The following is a 20,293-nucleotide window of genomic DNA, read 5'->3' on the forward strand; positions in this document are numbered from 1 at the left end:
TTATTCAAAATTGATTTCGCGTCCCTTTCTTATAGTATGGCATAAATACTGATTTTAGAATGAATCAGACCTTATTTAATTCCCATAATCCACTCCTCTTCTATCTACTCACTTCCACAACAAGGTTATGTTTGCTCCTGTTTCACGTAATTTATTCTCTCTCTTGGTCAGCTAGAATCATTTCATCAGTAAATTCGGGTAAAAAACCTCCCACCTGGGCATCCCAAAGTGTTTTGTACAACCCATCACGCTTCAACAATTGGGCATGTGTACCGTCTTCAACAATATGGCCTTTATCGAATACTAAAATTCGGTCCATATGCAATAGGGTAGATAAGCGATGCGCAACTACCAGGGTTGTTTTCCCCTGCATTAAATCCCAGAGACTTTCTTGAATGTTCGCCTCGGTAATGGAATCCAGCTGAGACGTGGCCTCATCAAGCATTAAAATCGGAGCGTTTTTCAATACAGCTCGGGCAATCGCAATCCGCTGGCGTTGACCGCCTGAAAGCTTTACACCACGTTCACCGACTAACGTTTCATAACCTTCAGGTAAAAGGCTTATGAATTCGTGAGCATGGGCCTTCTTGGAGGCTAAAATGACCTCCTCGTCTGTTGCCTCTGTCCTGCCATAACGAATATTGTCCATAAGGCTTCGATGAAAAAGGGTTGGGTCTTGGGGAATCATGGCAATAGTTTGCCTGAGACTTTCTTGAGTCACTTCGGATAAGTTTTGCCCATCAATCAAAATCTGCCCATCCACAACCTCATAAAGCCGTAAAATCAGATTCACAAAAGTGGATTTGCCGCTGCCTGAATAACCTACTAAACCAACTTTTTGGCCTGCCTCAATCGTCACAGACTTATTTTGGAAAAGAGAATAGCCGCCATGGTAATGAAATTTTACTTTGGAAAATTCAATTCTCCCTTGAGTGACTATTAATGGGGATGCATTGTTTTTATTTTTGATTCCATGGGGTATAACCAATGCATTTAAGCTTTGTCTTGCCTTGCCCAAGGCTTGGTTAAATTGATCTACTTGATACATGGTGTACCACATCATATGGCCCAACTCCATAGAGAGTCCAAGAATCAAGGCAAAATCCCCAATACTCACAAGACCCTTGCCATATAAATGGATTAAAGTAATCGATGCCAACCCCATCATTACCGCAATCATTAAACCTTGTGCACAGCATAACAAAACAATAAAAATCTCTTTGCTTTGAAATGCTTGCTGCACCAAGCGAAAGAAATAGTTCATGCGTTCCACTTCGTAGATTTTTCGTGAAAAAATACGAATATTGGATTGATTCGCCAGACTATCTACCAATTGACCAGAAAGCTGGGATTCTGAACTTGCATGATCATCAGACAATTGGACTAATCGTGCCGACATCCAAATACTAAAGGAGGCAAAGACGATGAACCAGAGGAATAAAATATAAAAGAACAAGGGATTAACAAAATAAGCGGTAATAAATGAAACCACCAAGAGTGACGCGCCGCGAAGAAAATCTACAGACACTCGATGCAAAATAATCTCAAGATTATCAGCAAGAGTTTTAATTTGATCGGCAATACGCCCCGAGAGATGATCCTGAAAAAATTGATGGCTGCCTCCCAATGCATACTCAAACGTTTGGCTAATGATTTGATTCTTGATGACCGCTTCGTATTTATAGTTCAAATACCCGAGGGTTCGCCACGTTACATTATCAAAAACAATAAAATTCAACACCAGTAATCCAGCTATCCAATACAAAGAGTTCATATCCATACCCATACTGGTCTTTGCAGCCAAAGTATTAATGAAGGACTTAATCAATAAGCTATTCAACGGTCCCCAAAAGCCAGCCAACAGGGCAAGAAGGATAAATAAAATAACTATGGCTTTATACGGTTTTAAAAAATGCCACATAAAAGAGCCCATGTGAGCGGGCAAACGATGAGTCATGATGGGATTACCTCTACATGTGCCTCATTGAAACGAGGTAAGTTTCCTCGAAGAAGCAGATTCTTGGTTTCAATGTGGATGGAACAATTATGATCGAAGCCTGACTTACCTGAGCCATAAGGACCAATCAGCGTAATGCAATCACCAACTTCACTACTAAGGAATTCAAAACAGGTTTTATGCGGGGAGATAAGGCTTAGGTCTTTAAATTGAATCGGTTTATGGTTCATGATTTGCTCTTAAGTATGTCGTTTAGGACAGTAAAAAAATTGGAAGTCAAACTGACTTGCTCTCTTTGCCCTATAAATGGGCGTACTTAAGATGTAATTTTCATGGCGCGTTTAAACCTACTTTTAAATACTTTCTTTTATCACAGTGAATTTTAAATTAAAATGATTGAATATGTCAATCATTTTAATCAAAAATCCTGCTCTTTGTCTATTATTGAACCATGCAATCAGTTCTATAATTGCTTAATTCACGCAAGCAATCTCATATCTTTTGTTTGATTTATAACAATACATCAGATAAATTTGCCTAATGTTCCAATGAAAATCTTTTTCCATTCGCTTACACAAAAATAAGGCAACTCGAAGATCTTAGGATTAATATGGATAGCAGGGTTATAAATGTTGCTCAAGCGCTAAAAAAAGTGGATGTACTCATCATTGAAGACGATCTGGCCGTTAAAGACGCCATGGCTTGGTTTATTAAATCACAAGGTTATAGTGTTTTTAATGCTGAAAATGGACGGCATGCTTTAACCGTTTTAAAAAATCATTTATGCCCCTCAATAATACTTCTGGATCTAATGATGCCTGATATGGATGGACTTGAGTTTCGTGAAATTCAAGCCTTCTCTCCTTATTTAGCCTCCATCCCTACAATTGTTATGTCGGCAAGCTCGAAAATAGATGGAATAAACAAAAGAGATAACGAGTATTTGCTAAAAAAACCCTTAGACACTCGCTCTTTAATGACTATTTTAGAATATTGCATTAATAGTAAAGCACTATTTAAAAAGGAGCCTTTTTAGAAATGAAAACCTTAATTGAACCCACTCATTTTAACTGCCCACCTATTGTTCTCGATGAGGCGCAGGCATTTACGAGTTCAGGGATTTCTGTGGTTAAAAAGATTAATTGGGGAACGCATTTCTGTAAATTCTTTAATACCTACCAAGACTTAATGGACATTTTAATCCCTTATTTCCAGACAGGCCTTGATCATAATGAGTTATGCATTTGGATAAATCACGAAGACAAAAATCCTGTTTACACGTTGTTATTACAACATATCCCTGAGCTAGAGGCAAAAATCGAAAAAGGTCAAATGCTCTTCTTCGAAAGGGAAGTATGTTTTAAGAATGCATGTGCAAAAACAGCGGCACCGCTGCTCGCTGATCTTCTGGAGTTAGAAAAGAAGGCCTTAAATCAGGGATATAATGGGCTGCGCATCGCCGGAGGACCAACTAATTTCTCAACACATCAAGCCAAGAATGATTTTTTAAATTTTGAAAATGAAGTATGTTCCACTTTCTACAATCATAAAATTATTGCTTTGTGCTGTTACCGTACTTGTGAATGTGATTCACAAGTAATTTTTAATGTAATAAAAAGCCATCAATTCGCTTTAATACTCCAAGATGGACAATGGGAAATGGTGGAAAATGCTTCGGTGAAACTGTTAAAAGATGAATTACATAGGCAAAACATAGAATTAGAAGCTCGAGTTAAAGAGAGAACAAAAGAGTTGGAGCACGCATTAAAAAGTCGAGATGATTTTTTTTCCGTTGCATCTCATGAACTTAAAACTCCAATTACCGCTTTAGCACTTTATCTTGATGGACTTTTATTAAAAGATAAAAATTATCTTCTGGAACATTTCGATGAGTTCATTCATCTCATTAAAAAAATTAAAGAGCAAAGCATTTGTCTTGAAACATTAATTGATAAACTCCTAGATGTAACTTCCGTTTTAAATGAACAAAACATCCCCATAGAACGTAGTTATTTTAATTTGTCTGAGTTAGTTGCCTCCATTACAGAACGGTATAAAGAGAATTGTCGTCTTGCAGGTTGTGACATTAAAACGAACATTCAACCCTCAATTTTTGGCTATTGGGATCCCATGCGGATTGAGCAAGTTCTTGCGAACTTGATTACGAATGCGATTAAATATGCTCCAAGATATCCCATTATAATAGTCCTGAAACAAGAGCGGGAAGAAATAACCCTGGAGGTAAAAGACTACGGAAATGGAATTGCGAAAGCCGAGCAAGAAAAAATTTTTGATCCCTATGTGCAATTATCTTCAAAAAAAATCCCAGGAGGATTGGGTCTGGGTTTATGGATTGTCAAACAGATTGTTGATGCCCATCAGGGAACTATCTTTCTTGAAAGCGATACAGGCAAAGGTTGTCATTTTCATATTCGCTTACCTATATGCCCATAAGATTTAAGAGTGACATGTTAAACATTTTTAATGCGAGATTTGCTTCGTACGTATAGCACAGGGCCTTGAATTTTATTTCTATTATGATTTTTTGACCCGGGGTTATTACTTATTGCGCATTCAAAATTAAAATCCCTGGGTTATGGGTTATTTTCATAACATTTCCGCAGCACTGTTATTTTTTTACCCACTCTCCTTCCGAGTTCTTTTCATATTCTTTTTTCACTGCATTCCAGGCAACTGCATGGGCTGTCTCTTCCCTGCTGCGACCTCCTTGCCTTTCATCCGGATCATCATACTGCTTCCATGCACTATTAAATGCTTCTTTATAAATTTCCTGTGCGTGATTAGGTAAGTTATCCTTAACACTATCAGGTAGTTCATTGACTTTTTTATATGGCATTATAGTCTCCTTTCTCTCAGCAAAAATGTATGTGACTAACCTATAGTTCACTTTTGTTGAAATAGCAAAATCAATCAACTCAAGTCCATTAGCTGCAAAAACACATATAAATTGCGTGGCTTTAAAAATTCTAGAACGTATCCTCCTTCATCATAGAGGCTAAACCTGTCTGCAAGTATTGTCCTTGGAATGTGTCGGTATCTTAGCTGAAGACCTGCCTTGGCTAAAGGGAGAACTCACATCACCAAGGGTTATTTTAAAATCAGCTCCTATTAAGTTTTACGTAATAGTTACGTTATATACTTATAAATAGGTCGGGGGAGAAACCTAACTATTTTGTTGTTGGGATCAACACTAACTGGAATGGGAGCGACGGGTTATGAGACACCATGTTGATCAAAATCAGGTAATCCATAGATTAAACCAGTATCTTAAATGGCATAATATGCCCGTACAAATGAATAATGAAGGGATTTGTAACGGTCTTGCGACTATGTATGCAAAATATGTTCTGGAAGGAAAGGAAGAGCAATTTTTTAAGATACTCGAACAGATAGTAAAGAAAAGCCCTGATTCTGCAATGGAATCTGATATAAACCAATTTGTCTATGATGTGGTTTTAACTTTATTTCCTGAGCAATTTGATAAAGAGTTAAGTCAGGTCAGTTCAATCCGCGCATTGACTATCAACAATAAACCAATGAAATCCTCCTTTGATTTTGCCCTAACGACCAGCGATAAAAATTGGGAAGAAATTTTTAAAACACTCGCATTGCAACAAAATGAAGTAATACGTATTGGAGGTACTATGCATGCTGTGTCCGTTAGAAAGGTAGATAATAAATATGTTGTGTACGATCCCAATTATTCTTCAGGTACGAAGGAGTTTGGAAGTGAAAGAGAACTGATTGCCGAGTTACATAATAAAGTACTTAGATATCGGAATGGGAAAGCTTTGGGAATGACGCTTAGTGTCATCCGACATCCAGAAAACAATGAACCTAGAGTTTTCCCTAAAGTTTCCGAACTTTATGATCGTTATTTAACTCAAGAAAATATTAATGATGAGGCTGTTTCCCATTTTGGTGGAAGATTTAATACTCTGGAAAAAGCAGCTGAATTTAATGATGCCGATGTGATTCAGCATTTACTAAAAATCGGGGCAAAAGATAAAGAGCTTCGGGCTGTAAGAACTGCTGTTACCTATAATAACCCAGATGCTTTAGTCGCTTTACTGGGTAAAAATAAGGATTCAGCAATTTTTGCCACCCTGTTTATAGATGCTCTGGCACATGGGCGGGAAAAAATTTATGACAAGTTACTCGATCTGAAAGGAGCTTTGCCATTTAATAACCCAGTTCATGTAATTCAAGCAGCTGCGAAGGGGGGTAATCCGCATCTACTCACAAAAGTACTTACTTATTATAGAGGTTCCAAGTTAGAATTTGATGACCTGCACAAAGTGATACCTGATGCCATTCACAGCGGGAGTACAGCATGTGTCAGGATGCTTGTTGAACAATTCGTTATTAGAAAGCAACCTTTAAGTGTTGAAAAAAACATGGAATATTTATTGGAGTCGATCAAACATAATCAACCTCATATGGTAGGCTATTTTATTAAAAATATTCCGCCAGAATATTTAAAAACAATTTCCATGAGTGTTTCTGCAGTTGAGAAAACTGATTTGTATGTGTTACGTCAGTTACAAGCTCATGGTGTTCCTTTTTCAGAAACAGCCAAGGTAGCCATTGATGCAAAGGAGCATCAATCGGTTAAATTGGGCCTTAGGATTAGTATTGTTTTACATAAATTTACTGATTTAATACACAGTGGAGTGACTTATGATCACGCTCATTTTAAGGAAATAAAGGATAAGCTTTCTACGGTTAAAAATGAACTGCAGGAAAATCAAAAAGGTGATGAAGAGATCCCGGTTGGTAAGACATTTTGACCTTATTTGATGTATTTGTGTATTTAGATGATTTGCGCGTGTTTTATGCGCTATAGTATAAACAACATCATGTTAATAGAGATTGCTATGGTAGACGTCATTAATCTTAATAAAAAAAGAAAGACTAAAATTCGCTTGGAAAAAGAAAAAAAAGCTTCTGAAAATCGCATTAAATTCGGAAGGACAAAAAAAGAAAAGCAACTAGAGAAACAGGAAAATGAACGTAGTGAACGCCATCTAGATGGTCACAAGTTGGAAAAAAAAGAAAAAAAATAAAGGAGCACGTTTTTGCAATAGAATTATTTTCAAATCCATTTTTCATAGAACACTTATTCAGTGTTACTTTGCCGAAACATTTTTATTTGATAAGCAAACCTGGCTATTCAACTGGCAGTTGCGCAACCAGGATTTGTAATTTTACCCCAATAAATCAAATCAACAACTCATTGCGAGTAATTAACCTTCTCAAGGCGTGTAAATACCGATATAATTGCACCGCGTATTTAAGAATGCGTTCTGCTAAGACGATACAATCGCCTATTGATCCTGATTAAGAAGAAGTCATCATGTTATCCAGAGTATTTCCGCTACCCCTTGTAGCCCTCATCGTTATCTCACTATTAGGTTGCTGTATGGAGATTGATATTTCCTTACCCAGCTTTCCTAGCATTATGACTTATTTCGGTAGTACCGAAGCACAAGTGCAAAACACATTAAGTCTTAATTTTTTAGCATTTTGTATTTCCGGTTTGCTGTACGGGCCATTATCCGAAACTTTGGGGCGGCGTGGGTTAATGATTTTTGGAGCAACTTGTTTCTTAATTGGAGCAGTTGGCTGTGTGTTTTCATTTTCCATATACCAATTGATGTTTTGGCGTTTTATTCAGGGTTTAGGCGCCAGCAGCACTTTAGTGATGGGCTTTGCCATGATTTCTGATCGGTATAGTGGCGAAGTGGCTGCAAATTATATTGGTAAAATTAACGCCTATGTCACTATTTTTATGGCAGCAGCCCCTATTTTAGGCAGCGCTATTATCAATTATTTTACTTGGCGAGCTAATTTTACCTTCATTGCGATTATTGCTTTGATTTCATGGCTTTTTCTGATAGTGCAATTACCAGAAACCAAAACGGAAAAACAACCTTTAAATATTTTGACCATATTTAAAGACTATCGGACAATTTGTTCTCATGGTAAGTTTTTAATTTATGCCGGTATGCCCAATATGTTAGTTACGGCCTATTTAACTTTTGTAGGGAGTGCCTCGTTTTATTATATTAATACCTGCAAATTATCTTATTTCCAATTTGCTATGCAACAAGGGTTAATTGTATTGTTGTTTTCGCTCACCAGTTTTTATGCCGAGAAAGTGATTGCACGAATCGGTGCTCGAAAAGCAGTTCATTTGGGGATGGTGTGTTGTACCATATCCATTATTCTTTTCACATTTTTTGCTTTCCAATATCCAGATTCTCCACGTTGGATTACATTTGCTATGTGCTGGATGGCAGTAGGTTGCGCATTTCCAATGAGCGTCACTTTCGCCCAATCATTGGAAATTTTACCTAATCTCAAGGGAACGTGCTCTTCATTCATTATGTCAACACGCTTGTTTATTTCCTCCGGAGCTGTTGCTTTAACAGGCCTTTTATTTGATGGTTCGATGCGGCCAGTTGCCCTTGTTATTGATGGAGCGATCATTTTAGGAATTGGCATGTATTTCGTAATTGAACGCATGATGCTTCCTGAGGAAAGCCTATTGAAGGTAACTTAAGTTCCGTAAAAGGACGATTAAAAATCAACTGCGTCGAAAACGATCCTCGCTTCGCGCACAATATGAGTTGCTTTAGGTAGTGCTTGTTGCATCCCAATTATATGTTTATCATGATATTTTATCTGTGCATTTCAAAATGCATTGTGCAATGCAGTACGAACTAAATAATGCAGTTTACTTATAATTACAAACAACCTGACGAATATCATTTTAGTCTTGATTCAATTCACCTGGCGAGATTTGTCGCAACACAATTGAAATCCCACACGGATCTTGGTTCATTACGCGTATTAGATCTATGCGCAGGCTGCGGAGTGATTGGGATTGAACTATCGTGGCATCTTCACGGAATCCGGCAGATTGATTTTATAGAGATCCAGGATATTTATACTGAATATTTTTATCAAAACGTGGCTATCGTCAATCGCCCTGAATTGCAATTTCGCTGGCATCTTTTAAATTATGATGAATTACATGAGAAAAAATGGGAAGGCCAATTTGATTTAATTATCAGTAATCCTCCCTATTTCCAACAAGGGCACGGAATGCTTTCCCCTTCCAAATTTAAAAATCGCTGTAGATTTTATTTAGATAGCTCTTTTCAGAGTTATATTCGAGCGCTGGAAAATTCGCTGGCAAACCAAGGCAAAGCTTATTTTTTATTACGCCCATTACAACATCATGGTTTTGATTTATTTTCAGATATACAAAAAATACTCCAGGAAACAGCAGTAACAGCAAAAAAAATATCACATACCCGTGGTACGGATATTATTTTATTAGAAAAACTGAATTGACATTCTTTTACTCGAAAGATTAAGTCAAAAGCATGGCTTAATGGAGTAGCCACTGACGTTGGGCCTGGGGTTTTTGACACTGCGGCAAAATACTGAGATTCCTTTAAGAGAAACTTGAATAAGGCCAATCAATAACTACAGAGTTTTTTAATTCAAAAACTTAGAAGTAATTTAGGCCTTAAAGGTATCTTTGAAATACCCAACTCTTAAATCATCTTCAAAATCAGTTGGCCAAATGCTTGAGTGCCCTGTATTGTAAGTTTTCGTTATATCAGTGGATTTACATCTTATGCTAACTTTTCCCACTGTAAAATAAGGATCTTGTGTATAATCCGTTTCATCTTTCTCAGTTAATTCAAAATCATTCTCATCATACCCATACCGGGAAAGTATGTCTTTATATTCATCAAGAAGGTCAGCTTCCATTAGTTTTAACTCCTAAAATTAAAATTATAGTAGGTAATAATATTAATATAATCGCTAACGAATAATGTAGTTAATGCAAATACTTATTCTTTTGATTTTTAATTAATTTTATGGATATACCAAACAAACTGCCCAGGCTTAACCGGTGAAAGTCCAGCATTTTATCGTGTGGTAAAAGCGGTAAATCCTGGTTACAAGCAATTAAATATTCGATACATCGCTGAAAAACCAGGCCAGATTTACTCCGACGTCCCGCGGAAACGCATTGAGAGTTCCTCACAAATCGAAACAGGAAAATACCTATTCTACATCTACAGTGATGCCTGAAAGGTGAGACAGTTGCAAGCAACTGAACTACGCTTGCTATTTCCTCTGAATCTTGGCTATTCTAAATAATATTAGTATTGGGGAAACACAATTGTTGTGCGTGTTCCAATTCAAGGAGGAGACCCTATGTCGCTATTAATCAATTACATGAAGACGTTACGCTTCCTCATAAGACGGAATGACTTGAGTTCTTTTGTCAAAGAGCACGACCGCTTGTTCTCTCTTGCGAAGCAGACTCATAACCATACAGTCGTTGCTACCCATTATTATGACCTCATGGCTGAGGTGATTGAAATTGCTTATGGCAGCAGTTGGGTTTTTTATCCGCCCGATCATGAGGGACAATCACGCGAGGAGACCATTTCCAACTTGCATCAGCGGATTAATTCCGTACTCTGCCTTTTACCCGGGAAAACAGCCCTTGATATGGGTTGCGGTCTTGGTGGCGCGGCGCGCGATATTGCCCGGCTTTCCCAGGGGAAAGTGTTGGGGGTCACATTGTCTGAGGCCGAAGTAGAGCGGGCGAATGCCATCAATCGTGAACAAAATCTGGACCACTTGTGCGAAGTCACCCAAGGGGATTACATACAAAATTTGCCGTTTCCTAACGATTTCCTGGCCTCAGTTTACAGCATTTACTCACTTAAATACATTTCCAAGGATTTGCTTCCACAAGTATTTGGGCACGTCCATCGTGTCATGGAACCCAATGGACGCTATGTAGTCTATGATGCGGTTCTGACACCTAAATACGACGTGAATAATCCGCAGCATCGCGCACTGGTTGAGCGGATTGAGTTTGTGACCGGCATGCCGCCTCTGCACACAAGTGAAGATTTGCTAGATGCCGCTCGCAGCGTGGGCCTGAGCCTGGTCTCTGAAACAGAAATTTCAACAGATCTTGGATGGAGCTACTTTTTTACCGAAAACAAGCTCCTGGCCGGCACGCTTCGTTCTCGGGCAGTAGGCGGCGCGATTTTAGGCCTTGAAACGGTTCGCCTCTTTCCAAAAGGATTTACAGATTTCTACAACATTTTCATTGCCGGGACTGTGAACGCCCTGGTCGATGCGGACCGCTTGGGCATTGTGTCGTTCTCTCGGTTGTTCGTCTTTAGCAAAACTGGCTCCTGATGTTTTAAATAAAGCTAATGTGGTTAAGCGCGTTAGCTGAGAAGCTGGCAATATGTTATGTAGCGATATTAGGACTCGAACTTTAAAATGCTGGATAGGAAGTTAAAAAACCATGAAAATCTTGGTCACGGGAGCTAGTGGACACATTGGAAATAACCTCATTGCTGAGTTTATTAAAAAACACTATGATGTCCGAATACTGGTGCGGGGCGAAATACCCAAATACCTCTCTCATTTTCCTTTGGAGGTGTACCAAGGCGATATTTTAAATCTGGAGTCTTTGTATCATGCTACTCGAGATATCGATACCGTTTTTCATTTAGCCGCAAAAATTGCTATTACCAATCGAGAAGAAGAAGAAGTCCGTAAAACAAACATCCAAGGCACCCAAAATGTGGTCAATGCGTGTCTTAAAAATCACGTAAAAAAGCTAGTTCATTTTAGTTCCATTCACACTCTAATGCAAAGCTCTAAAAAATCCAATATTTCTCAAATTTTAAATGAAAATTGCCCTCTTGCTTTAGAATCCGTGAATCTTTACGATCAATCTAAAGCCCATGCCGAAAAGATAGTACTTGATAGTTGTGAGCAAGGATTAAATGCAATTGTGGTTAATCCCACAGGAGTAATTGGCCCAAATGACTATAAATTATCCCTCATGGGAACTGCAATCATTAAAATATATAAAGGGCACATCCCTTTCTTGGTCCGCGGGGGATTTAATTTTGTTGACGTTCGCGACGTGGTTCAAGGAGCAATCACTGCTGCGGAAAAAGGCAAATCCGGGGAACGCTATATCTTGGGAGGCCACGACATAAACATGCATCAGTTGGTCAGACTGATATCGATTGTAAGACAAAAAAAAATGACTCGCTTGTTTCTTCCCCCAAACATGCTTTACTTTGTGGTGCCCTTCATGGAGTTTTTTTCCAAAATCACAAATACAGAGCCGCTTTTTACAAAATACTCCATCGACACGTTGAAGTATCCACCAACGGTGGATTGTACGAAAGCTGAAAATGAATTAGGGTACAAAATAACGGAAATCGAAACAACAATCCACGATACTCTCCATTGGTTTTCACAGAGTGGAAAAATTAAATTATGACTCAAAACAATCTCACCTTATTTCTTTATTTCTGGAGTGCCTTGGCTATTGTGGTATTTTTCACCCTTTTTTTCAAACGAGCGCCTTATGGGCGTTATGACCAAAGGGACACATGGCTTAAAATCCCTGCAAAGATTTCCTGGTGTTTTATGGAGTTGCCCTCTGTGATCACATTTCTGGTTATTTTTCTGATGGCAAGACCATCTGCTTCTACCTGGGTATTTTTTGGAATGTGGCAATTCCATTACGTCTATCGCTCCTTAATTTATCCGTTTCGCTTGAACAATGCAAAGCAGGTTCCAATTTTTATCACGATATCGGCCACGTTGTTTACGACGGTGAATGGTTTTGTAAATGCCTATTGGCTCACTCATTTTCAAGAAATTACCTTTTCAACGTTACAAACACCCCATTTTATCGTTGGTTTTATACTTTTTGCTTCAGGATTTATAATCCATCAAAATTCGGACAACCTTTTGTTTGATATGAATAAAAATAAAAAACCCGGAGCCTACAAAATACCCTACGGAGGAATGTTTCGTTTTTTGAGCAGCCCAAATTACTTTGGCGAAATGCTCCAATGGATTGGTTGGGGAGTGGCGACTTGGTCCCTTGCTGGTTTTTCTTTTACTTTGTGGACCATAGCCAATTTAGCTCCGCGGGCGATCGCGCATCATCGTTGGTATCGCTCACATTTTTCCAATTATCCTAAGGAAAGAAAAGCGCTTATCCCGTTTCTTCTTTGAAAAATTCAACTTATTGCGTAAGGATAATGCTGCAATGTGGAGGCGTATACTATAACTACAGTTACGTACCTGAAATGGGCTGTCATCCCCCTCAAAATGGTTGCCTAAAATTATTCCACAGTGCGGCGACATTGGATCAATAGCTAGACGATACAATAGGCAGCCTGAATTCGCTCATGGGCTTTTCCATCGTGTTTAGGTGCCAGTCTAGAGGTTAAAGTTTTTAATTTGCGACAACTATCAAGTACACTGTCTGCTGCTTGAAGTGCATCAGGAAAACAATAGTTGATTTGTTTGCATTGATTAGCAAGTACAGGGATATTCTTCCAATAGCCAATATTTTTTGTATTGATTTTTTTAGAATCGAGTAATTGTTTATAACAGAACAGTTCTAAAAATCTTTTTACCTTATCTTTGTCCGCTGTACGTTCAGTTATTTTATCAAAAATTTTACCTATATGTAGTTGCAATTTTTCTTGTGTCGAAGGCAATTCTGTATGTTCAATAATAAATTCCGCTGCCGCTTTAAAAAAGGCAGAAAGCTCAGAACTTCCTTGAGGTTGTCTCTTCTGTTTGAAAAAAGTGGAAACTGGAGGCTTCTTTTTTCGCACGAATAAATCTAAAAACTCACTGTTTTTTAGAGTGGAATCTAACAATAATTTAAGTGTTGCATATTTGCTATCATCGTTTTTGCTCTCTTTCATCGTAACAGAAGCGGCGATGTATAAAGTTGGATCTATGTTGGTCAAATGAGTCTTTGTTAATAATGCAATGAATTCTTGATCACAAGGAACTTTTTCACATTCTTTTAAAAGTATTTTTCTTAGCGAGCCTTGGAAGACTGCAATGTATTCTGGATCATTTAAAATAGAATCATCCGTGATGATTTCTATAGATTGGGTAAATACTAATTTAAGTAGCGCGCTGCTGTTTTCTTTTTTTTCTCGGTTAAAATAATCATAAACATCACTAAAAAAATTGGGGTTGCTCGCCGCTTTTCTTATTAAATGGTTGAAAAATTCTTTTTTACCCGGGTCTTCGGAGGATAAGGCAACGATTTTCTCCGCCTCATTCCTCAGCACTCGATAAAATATCTCAGGTTGTCGCATTTCGGCATTAATTGATATTTTTTTATATATATCTATTCTTGAATGAATATAATTTTTGATAGCAGCCCTATTCGCCTTACTCAACGCTTTATTCTCGTTAATTATTTTCTCGTAATCCCCTATCGCCTTGAATGCTTTCTGTAAGTTTTCAGATTTCCTGGTATTACCGAAATAACAGTTAACTATTCCTTCCACCGATTTATCAAAAATATAATTAATTAATTGTCTCAGGTGAAAAAAATCATCGTCAGTATCTATATTGAATGGTTTATTTTTTAGATCTTTGCCTGATTGCAGCATAGGATTTATCAAATGCTGGATAGTGCTTAGGTTCCTCATTTCTATGGTGCACCATTTATAGACCTCTTCAGGCAATCGTTCTTTTAACAGACCTTTTAAATTTGCCAGGACACAATTACCTATTTTTTGGGATTTTGAATGTTTGCCCAAGCTAAAACTGAAACCCAAATCTTTTAGGGTCTTATCATATTGATCGTAAAATTTCTTATAGTCCTCTTCATTACCCTTTACTACTTCCAAGCTAGTAATTGTTTCAATGGCTGTTTTTAACTTATCTAAATCCAAGCCAGCGATATTGATGCGATAAACTAAATTATAAGTCGATCTTTGACCATTCCCACGGTTGCAATGTGTAATGACCAATTGATTTTTTTCTTGATATATTTGGGTATAGATTGCATGGCCAGTGCAGTTATGCTCAATCGTTAAATCATTACCAGAAAGGAGCTTTTTAATTCGTTCTGAAGTAATTTCATTTTTATCCTCGATAACGATTTTTTTAATTGACTTATGAAACCGATTAAGAATGCTTTTGTATTCCTTTAACTCCGAAGCAGTATATGTTTTTCCTTCTATTTTAATGTCTTGTGGGAGAACTTTTAGCAATAGTTTTACAAATTCTTCACTAGCTGCTTTAACAACTAACCCCTGTCTTCTAATATGTTCTTTTTGATTAACCACTAAATCAATCCGATAACCATGAAACATAGTAGCCCAGAAGGCCAAGAAGTTTTTACTTTCGGCATCATTTACATCGCTTACCCATTTTTTCTTTTGAGTGATCGTTTCATTTAATGCAGCTTTCTTTTTCGCTTTGCCTTTTTTTGTTTTTATTTTATTTAACTCTTCTTCGGCGTCAGTTATCTCCTGCTTGACCCGGTCATAAGCCCCTGAAGCCGGTTTATCGAGATTCTGCCGTGCGAGATCTGTCCGCATGAACTCCTCAAATACATGAGTAAAATCTACTATTTTTCCTACCGGTGGATTGGATACAACACCGGTCATCCTGCGCCTCTTTTTTTTGTAAACATCTTTTTTTGATTGCATATACTGACTCTCCCAATGAGTTGTTTTATAGCAATACATAGTTAATAGATATAACACATACAGTTACATTGTAAATCCAATTTCACGAAGTTCAATCATGTTGTACTAATACTTTAATTAGAAATTTGAGTGCATGGGGTCAGGCCTTGAATTTTGAATTAGGTAAGCACAAGAAATAAAAGAAAGCGTAGGTCGGGTCGTTTTGACCTGAGGTAGCGTCAGTTTTTTGATGAAAACCCACACAAATTTTTTCGCCTACGTACCGCGCATAAAGTGCAGTACATAGAGAAATTTAAGCAGTACGTAGAGAAATTTAAAATGAAAAAGTGACGATACCTCAGGTCAAAACGACCCAACCTACTTCGCTAAGGAAAGAAAAGCGCTTATTCCGTTTCTTCTATAATCAGACTTTAAGAAGAGTGGCATTATGACAATGCCACTCTTTTCATAACTACCTCTATTTCATATCCTCTAATCCCCTATCCAACTCAGCGTACCTGATACCCCATTATCTTCTACTTCCCTGGCGAACTGCCCCATGTAGGCAAGCCTGAAATTAAGGTTTTTACGGGGGATGTCCGTATCTAAACCAACATCCAGCACGAAGGAATCTTTGGCAATAGGGGCTCCTTGAATCACAAAGGGGATGCCGCCGCTGACAAAATTAAAGGTCGACTTAATTGCAGTGTCGTCATAGGCGTGGCGCCAGGCGAGCATGGCTCGTTCATGAATCGCAGCTACATCAATAAAGGAGAGTAACATGGCTTGTCTGGCGCCCAAACTTGAGTAAAACATATTCGCTGAATTATCCCCTCTTAAGGCCGCAGCGCCTCCGGTTTCTCGCCATGCACCTGAATCCACATCCACATAGGCAATCCCCACAAAAGGTTCTAGGTTCATTTGCCTGAAATGGGTTTGATAACCAAGTTCCGCAAAGCCCTGGGCGGTATGGCCATTGACGTCAGACCTAAGGTTATTGAAAAATCCGGGAAAGCTTACATCCCGGGTCATATCCAGCTGATGCCAGGTGTATACCGCACCGGCTTTAGCGACCCATGGGTGAAATTGCTTACCAGCATAAACTCCTAGAGAGTAATCATCACTACGGGCATCAGATGCTCGATGATCAATATCGACCTTGCTGCGGCTATAGCCTCCTAATACTCCTAATCGCACAGGGCCAAATTCACGGTCTGCACCGATAAATAAGCCGCCGATATTTCGCGATACCTGCGCTGCATTACCATCAGACTCAATATGCCCCCAGCTGCCAAATGCCTGGCCCCACAATGCCGTACCACCAGGAGTTAACACCACAGGGTTGCCAAATTTGTCTTTTTCTGCAGTCACTTGGGGCATAAATGCTTGGGTTAAGCGGTTTAAAGTGGCGTTGCGTACATACCGGCTGTCTTCTATCCAGGAACCCAGGATAGAGGCATGTGCTTCACCGGAAAGAGCATTAAAAGCTTGTTGAGCTTGAGAAGCACTCGTTAGATTTAAGATCGCATTATAGACTGGATTACCCAATCCTAGAGATTGGGCGGCATTGGCTACGGCTGCTTGATTAAGCGTAGTTGCAAAGTCGGCAAAGGCAGACGCCAATCGGGATAGTATCAAATATACATTATTGCTATCGTAATCTAATAAATACGCTAAAAACAAGGTTGGAGGTGGTAATAGGGCATCATAGGTGCCGCTTAAACCACCGGCGGCCGACAAAATCGTGTAACGAAGCCCTGGAGTATAAGTACCCGGTTCTTGTATGACCAGAACAGTTCCACCATTTATCAAAGCACTGCCCGTAACCGCAATGAGGTCGCTATTGCCCTGAGCATTTATTTCCACCTCATAGATAGATCCCGTACTTTGACTATAATTGCCATTGATAGATAAGGTACCAATAGAATTTCCTGGGGCAATAGTGCCATCCACTTGCAAAGAACCCACACTCCCTGTTCCCATCAAGCGGCCATTGCTGCTTACCCGAAGCGAACCGCCTAATTGCCCATTCACTCGCAAGGTCCCTTCCTGTATGGTAGTGTGTCCAGCAAAGGCACTGCTGTCGCCAGTTAATGCGACTTCACCGATACCTTGCTTGACTAAATTTCCATTTTGCTGAAACATTCCCTGAAACACCGTAGAGTTTTCTGTTCCAAAAGCGAGGCTGCCCAGCACGTCCACAACACTGCCCGCCACGCCACTTAAATCTTGTATCGTTTGAGCACTCAACAAGCCAATATCTAACACCGCAGAACTGCCAATTAAGCTTACGCCAGAACTTGAAGCAATGCTGCCCGTAGGCCCTAAAGACAAGGTGCCATCCGCAATGTATGTTTCTGCAGTATAGGTATTGATGCCATTGAGCACCAAAGTGCTACCCCCGATTTTAGTAAGCAACCCATTGCCACTGATAGTCCCGTTTAAGATCAGGTCAGCTTGTGTATCAAAGATGCCGCCTCCGGCTCCTAAATTGACGTTACGACTGCTGGAAAAAGAAAGCGTATTGCGCAAAGCGCCGCCATTCATTGATAGATTGCCTAAAGCATTTCCTAAGTTTGCATCCTGGGAGACTGACAACACGCCGCCTTGAATACCTGTGCCTCCTGTATAGGTATTTACTCCCTCGAGGACTACCACTCCATTGCCGTTTTTTAAAATGCTTCCAACACCAATGCCATCCCCTAACACGGCATCTAAACCAAATGTATCACCCACATCAAGGGCCGCCAGAGTCACTTGGCCATTGAGTGCAACGCCATTATCTGCCGTAATCGTTAGATGAGTACTCCCTCCGTTTTCAAATAGACCAGAACCACCCCCCAGAGCCTGACTGCTGCTACCGCCGCGAATGATGCTGCCATTTTCAAATGTAACAGTCGATGTTTGCGCACTAATGGTATTATTGCCCCCCGCCACCAAAGAAGCGCCCATTCCCAAGGTAAACGAACCAGTGCCAGGAAGGGCAATAGTACCATCCGTCACTCCTAAACTGCCGTCAGTGTTGTAGAGATAAAGCCTGCCGCCATTGATAGTGAAATCCACTTCGAGCGCCGAGGTAAAATTAGAATCCCCACCCAGTGCCCAAACACCAGATCCAGTTTGGGTTATATGGGTAGAATGGGTGGGGGAGAGAGCCTCCCGAATAGGGTCTCTCATGTCAAGTAAGGCGTTATTTTGGTTATCGATGTTCAATGTGGTGAGACCCACCCCAAAAAAAGTAATGGAGTTTCGGCCCGAGTTGTCAGTATTGCCGTTAAAGAGTGAAGTATTACCCGTGGTGGTATTGAGATTAACTGTACCATTAAGGCTAGCTATCGCTCCGCCAAACGACGCATCGTTGTTGGTAAAAGAGCTATCGGTAATAGTGAGGATTCCTGTATTATTAAAAATCGCCCCACCCGAGCCTGTTGTACTATTATTGTTAAAAGAACTATTGTTAATAATTGCGGTGCTGCCTCCATTAAATATTGCCCCACCAGAGCCATTCGTTGCAGTATTATTGCTAAAAGTACTATTGTTAATAATTGCTAATGCATTGAAGCCTGCATTAGAAATCGCTCCACCAGAACCATTTGTTGCGTGATTATCGTTAAAAATACTGTTGTTAATTAATGCAGTGCCTGCATTAGAAATCGCTCCGGCAGAAGTGCTTGTATTCATATTAAAATTGGCGACTCCACCATCAATACTTTGAATTGTCAGCATTCCTCCATCATTTACACGAATTGCTCCGCCACCGAGGTTATTAAAGTTAAGAATCTGTAGCGTAATCCCATCAATGGCGAGAGTGGTGTTCTGTCCAGCATTGAGGATCAGCTTGGACGTACCTGGAACGGTCGCATCAATATTATCACCCGCTGTATTATAAATCGCATCAGTTCCAGGCGGAGGAAACGTTGCGGCATGAACATGAAGAGAAGGAAGAGTGATTAAAGATGCCGAAAAGAAAAGGCAGAGAGGTATTCTGTTTTTTTTATATGAGGATAAAAAGGGTTTTTGATGGCTTTGAATAAGACGAGTTATTGTATTTAATGTCAATGTATTCATAGGGGGCCTATGTCCTTATAGTATTGAAATGGTCACCTTGTTTGTGCATTGTTACTGGCTTTCGATGTTATCCCTATGACCATACTTCATGCATCGAATGGACGTCATTGACCAACAAAAACAATGCAGTATTACAGTCGATAATATCACTATTTTTGGAGCTCTGTCGTCTAAACTTTTGATTTGTTTGAACAAGTTAGATAGTACCTGAAAACATTGACACATAACCGATTCAGAATACACTGGAGATACAGAATCATGAGGAGAAGAACTCGAATGGAAACCCTGCATTTTTCAATTAATATTAATGCCTCCAAGGAAAAAGTCTGGAACATACTTTGGGGAGACAAAACCTTTACGGATTGGACTCATGTTTTTGCTGAAGGTTCTTATGCTGTGAGTGATTGGCGGGAAGGCAGCAGAATACAGTTTATTGATCCAAAGAGTAACAATGGCATGTCGAGCGTCATTGAGAAAAAAATTCCTAATGAGTTTATGTCGTTTAAGCATCTGGCTGAGATAATCAATGGGGAGGAACAATCCCCCAAAGAATGGTCCGGAGCTTTAGAGGATTATACCCTCAAAGAAAAGGACGGGGTGACCACATTGACTGTTCGTTTAGATACGTCGGAAGAATGGAAAAAAATGTTTGAGGATAAATTTCCAAAAGCATTGCAGAAAGTAAAAGAGCTTTCAGAAAAATAATTGAGAA

16 protein-coding genes are annotated in these 20,293 nt (G+C 39.3%); 10 read left to right on the top strand and 6 right to left on the bottom strand.

The features are described 5' to 3' along the window. Positions 1–151: 151 nt before the first annotated feature. Positions 152–1,957 carry an ABC transporter ATP-binding protein gene (locus FOLKNPGA_RS16505; protein WP_182350915.1) on the bottom strand — a complete coding sequence of 602 codons (1,806 nt, stop codon included), beginning with the start codon at positions 1,955–1,957 and terminating at the stop codon, positions 152–154. Further along, on the bottom strand, positions 1,954–2,187 hold the full coding sequence (locus tag FOLKNPGA_RS16510) for a hypothetical protein (protein ID WP_182350916.1): 234 nt from the start codon (positions 2,185–2,187) through the stop codon (positions 1,954–1,956). The genes FOLKNPGA_RS16505 and FOLKNPGA_RS16510 overlap by 4 nt, the downstream gene beginning before the upstream one ends. Before the next feature lie 380 nt (positions 2,188–2,567). Between FOLKNPGA_RS16510 and FOLKNPGA_RS16515 the strand changes: the two genes are divergently transcribed. Beyond that, the gene (locus FOLKNPGA_RS16515) at positions 2,568–2,993 is read left to right on the top strand and encodes a PleD family two-component system response regulator (protein WP_182350917.1); all 426 of its coding nucleotides are present in this window, start codon (positions 2,568–2,570) and stop codon (positions 2,991–2,993) included. 2 nt (positions 2,994–2,995) lie between these two features. After that, entirely contained in the window at positions 2,996–4,411 is a 1,416-nt protein-coding gene (locus FOLKNPGA_RS16520; protein WP_182350918.1) for an ATP-binding protein, read from the top strand. Positions 4,412–4,586: 175 nt separating this feature from the next. Here the strand turns inward: FOLKNPGA_RS16520 and FOLKNPGA_RS16525 are convergent, their stop codons facing one another. Further along, positions 4,587–4,814: a ChaB family protein gene (locus tag FOLKNPGA_RS16525; protein WP_182350919.1), complete on the bottom strand. Its 228-nt coding sequence runs from the start codon at positions 4,812–4,814 to the stop codon at positions 4,587–4,589. 379 nt (positions 4,815–5,193) lie between these two features. On the opposite strand from FOLKNPGA_RS16525, the gene FOLKNPGA_RS16530 reads away from it, so the two are divergent. From FOLKNPGA_RS16530 to FOLKNPGA_RS16545, 4 genes are all read left to right on the top strand, one after another. Next, positions 5,194–6,768 carry an ankyrin repeat domain-containing protein gene (locus tag FOLKNPGA_RS16530; RefSeq protein WP_182350920.1) on the top strand — a complete coding sequence of 525 codons (1,575 nt, stop codon included), beginning with the start codon at positions 5,194–5,196 and terminating at the stop codon, positions 6,766–6,768. Between the two features lie 87 nt (positions 6,769–6,855). Beyond that, complete coding sequence (locus FOLKNPGA_RS16535) at positions 6,856–7,044, top strand: DUF4169 family protein (protein WP_182352895.1); 189 nt, start codon at positions 6,856–6,858, stop codon at positions 7,042–7,044. Positions 7,045–7,334: 290 nt separating this feature from the next. Next, positions 7,335–8,543, top strand: a complete 1,209-nt coding sequence (locus FOLKNPGA_RS16540) for a multidrug effflux MFS transporter (protein WP_182350921.1) — start codon at positions 7,335–7,337, stop codon at positions 8,541–8,543. A gap of 167 nt (positions 8,544–8,710) precedes the next feature. Then, positions 8,711–9,340 carry a methyltransferase gene (locus FOLKNPGA_RS16545; protein ID WP_182350922.1) on the top strand — a complete coding sequence of 210 codons (630 nt, stop codon included), beginning with the start codon at positions 8,711–8,713 and terminating at the stop codon, positions 9,338–9,340. A 171-nt stretch (positions 9,341–9,511) separates the two neighbouring features. Here FOLKNPGA_RS16545 and FOLKNPGA_RS16550 read toward each other — a convergent pair whose 3' ends face one another. After that, complete coding sequence (locus FOLKNPGA_RS16550; RefSeq protein WP_182350923.1) at positions 9,512–9,766, bottom strand: hypothetical protein; 255 nt, start codon at positions 9,764–9,766, stop codon at positions 9,512–9,514. A gap of 453 nt (positions 9,767–10,219) precedes the next feature. Here FOLKNPGA_RS16550 and FOLKNPGA_RS16555 point away from each other — a divergent pair, with 453 nt between their 5' ends. The 3 genes from FOLKNPGA_RS16555 to FOLKNPGA_RS16565 all read left to right on the top strand — a co-directional run bounded on the left by FOLKNPGA_RS16555 (position 10,220) and on the right by FOLKNPGA_RS16565 (position 13,078). After that, positions 10,220–11,224 carry a cyclopropane-fatty-acyl-phospholipid synthase family protein gene (locus FOLKNPGA_RS16555; RefSeq protein ID WP_182350924.1) on the top strand — a complete coding sequence of 335 codons (1,005 nt, stop codon included), beginning with the start codon at positions 10,220–10,222 and terminating at the stop codon, positions 11,222–11,224. 112 nt (positions 11,225–11,336) lie between these two features. Beyond that, positions 11,337–12,332 (top strand): NAD-dependent epimerase/dehydratase family protein, encoded by a 996-nt coding sequence (locus FOLKNPGA_RS16560; RefSeq protein ID WP_182350925.1) that lies wholly within the window; start codon positions 11,337–11,339, stop codon positions 12,330–12,332. Further along, on the top strand, positions 12,329–13,078 hold the full coding sequence (locus FOLKNPGA_RS16565; protein ID WP_182350926.1) for a methyltransferase: 750 nt from the start codon (positions 12,329–12,331) through the stop codon (positions 13,076–13,078). The genes FOLKNPGA_RS16560 and FOLKNPGA_RS16565 overlap by 4 nt, the downstream gene beginning before the upstream one ends. 143 nt (positions 13,079–13,221) lie before the next feature. Here FOLKNPGA_RS16565 and FOLKNPGA_RS16570 read toward each other — a convergent pair whose 3' ends face one another. After that, positions 13,222–15,492, bottom strand: coding sequence for a hypothetical protein (locus tag FOLKNPGA_RS16570; RefSeq protein WP_255466006.1), 2,271 nt, complete (start codon positions 15,490–15,492; stop codon positions 13,222–13,224). A 513-nt stretch (positions 15,493–16,005) separates the two neighbouring features. After that, a complete protein-coding gene (locus FOLKNPGA_RS16575) occupies positions 16,006–19,581 on the bottom strand; it encodes an autotransporter domain-containing protein (RefSeq protein ID WP_182350928.1) in 3,576 nt (1,191 codons plus the stop codon). A 276-nt stretch (positions 19,582–19,857) separates the two neighbouring features. Here FOLKNPGA_RS16575 and FOLKNPGA_RS16580 point away from each other — a divergent pair, with 276 nt between their 5' ends. Next, positions 19,858–20,286 carry an SRPBCC domain-containing protein gene (locus FOLKNPGA_RS16580; protein WP_182350929.1) on the top strand — a complete coding sequence of 143 codons (429 nt, stop codon included), beginning with the start codon at positions 19,858–19,860 and terminating at the stop codon, positions 20,284–20,286. Positions 20,287–20,293: the final 7 nt, after the last annotated feature.

The organism is Legionella sp. PC1000 (assembly GCF_014109805.1).
GTDB lineage: Bacteria > Pseudomonadota > Gammaproteobacteria > Legionellales > Legionellaceae > Legionella > Legionella resiliens.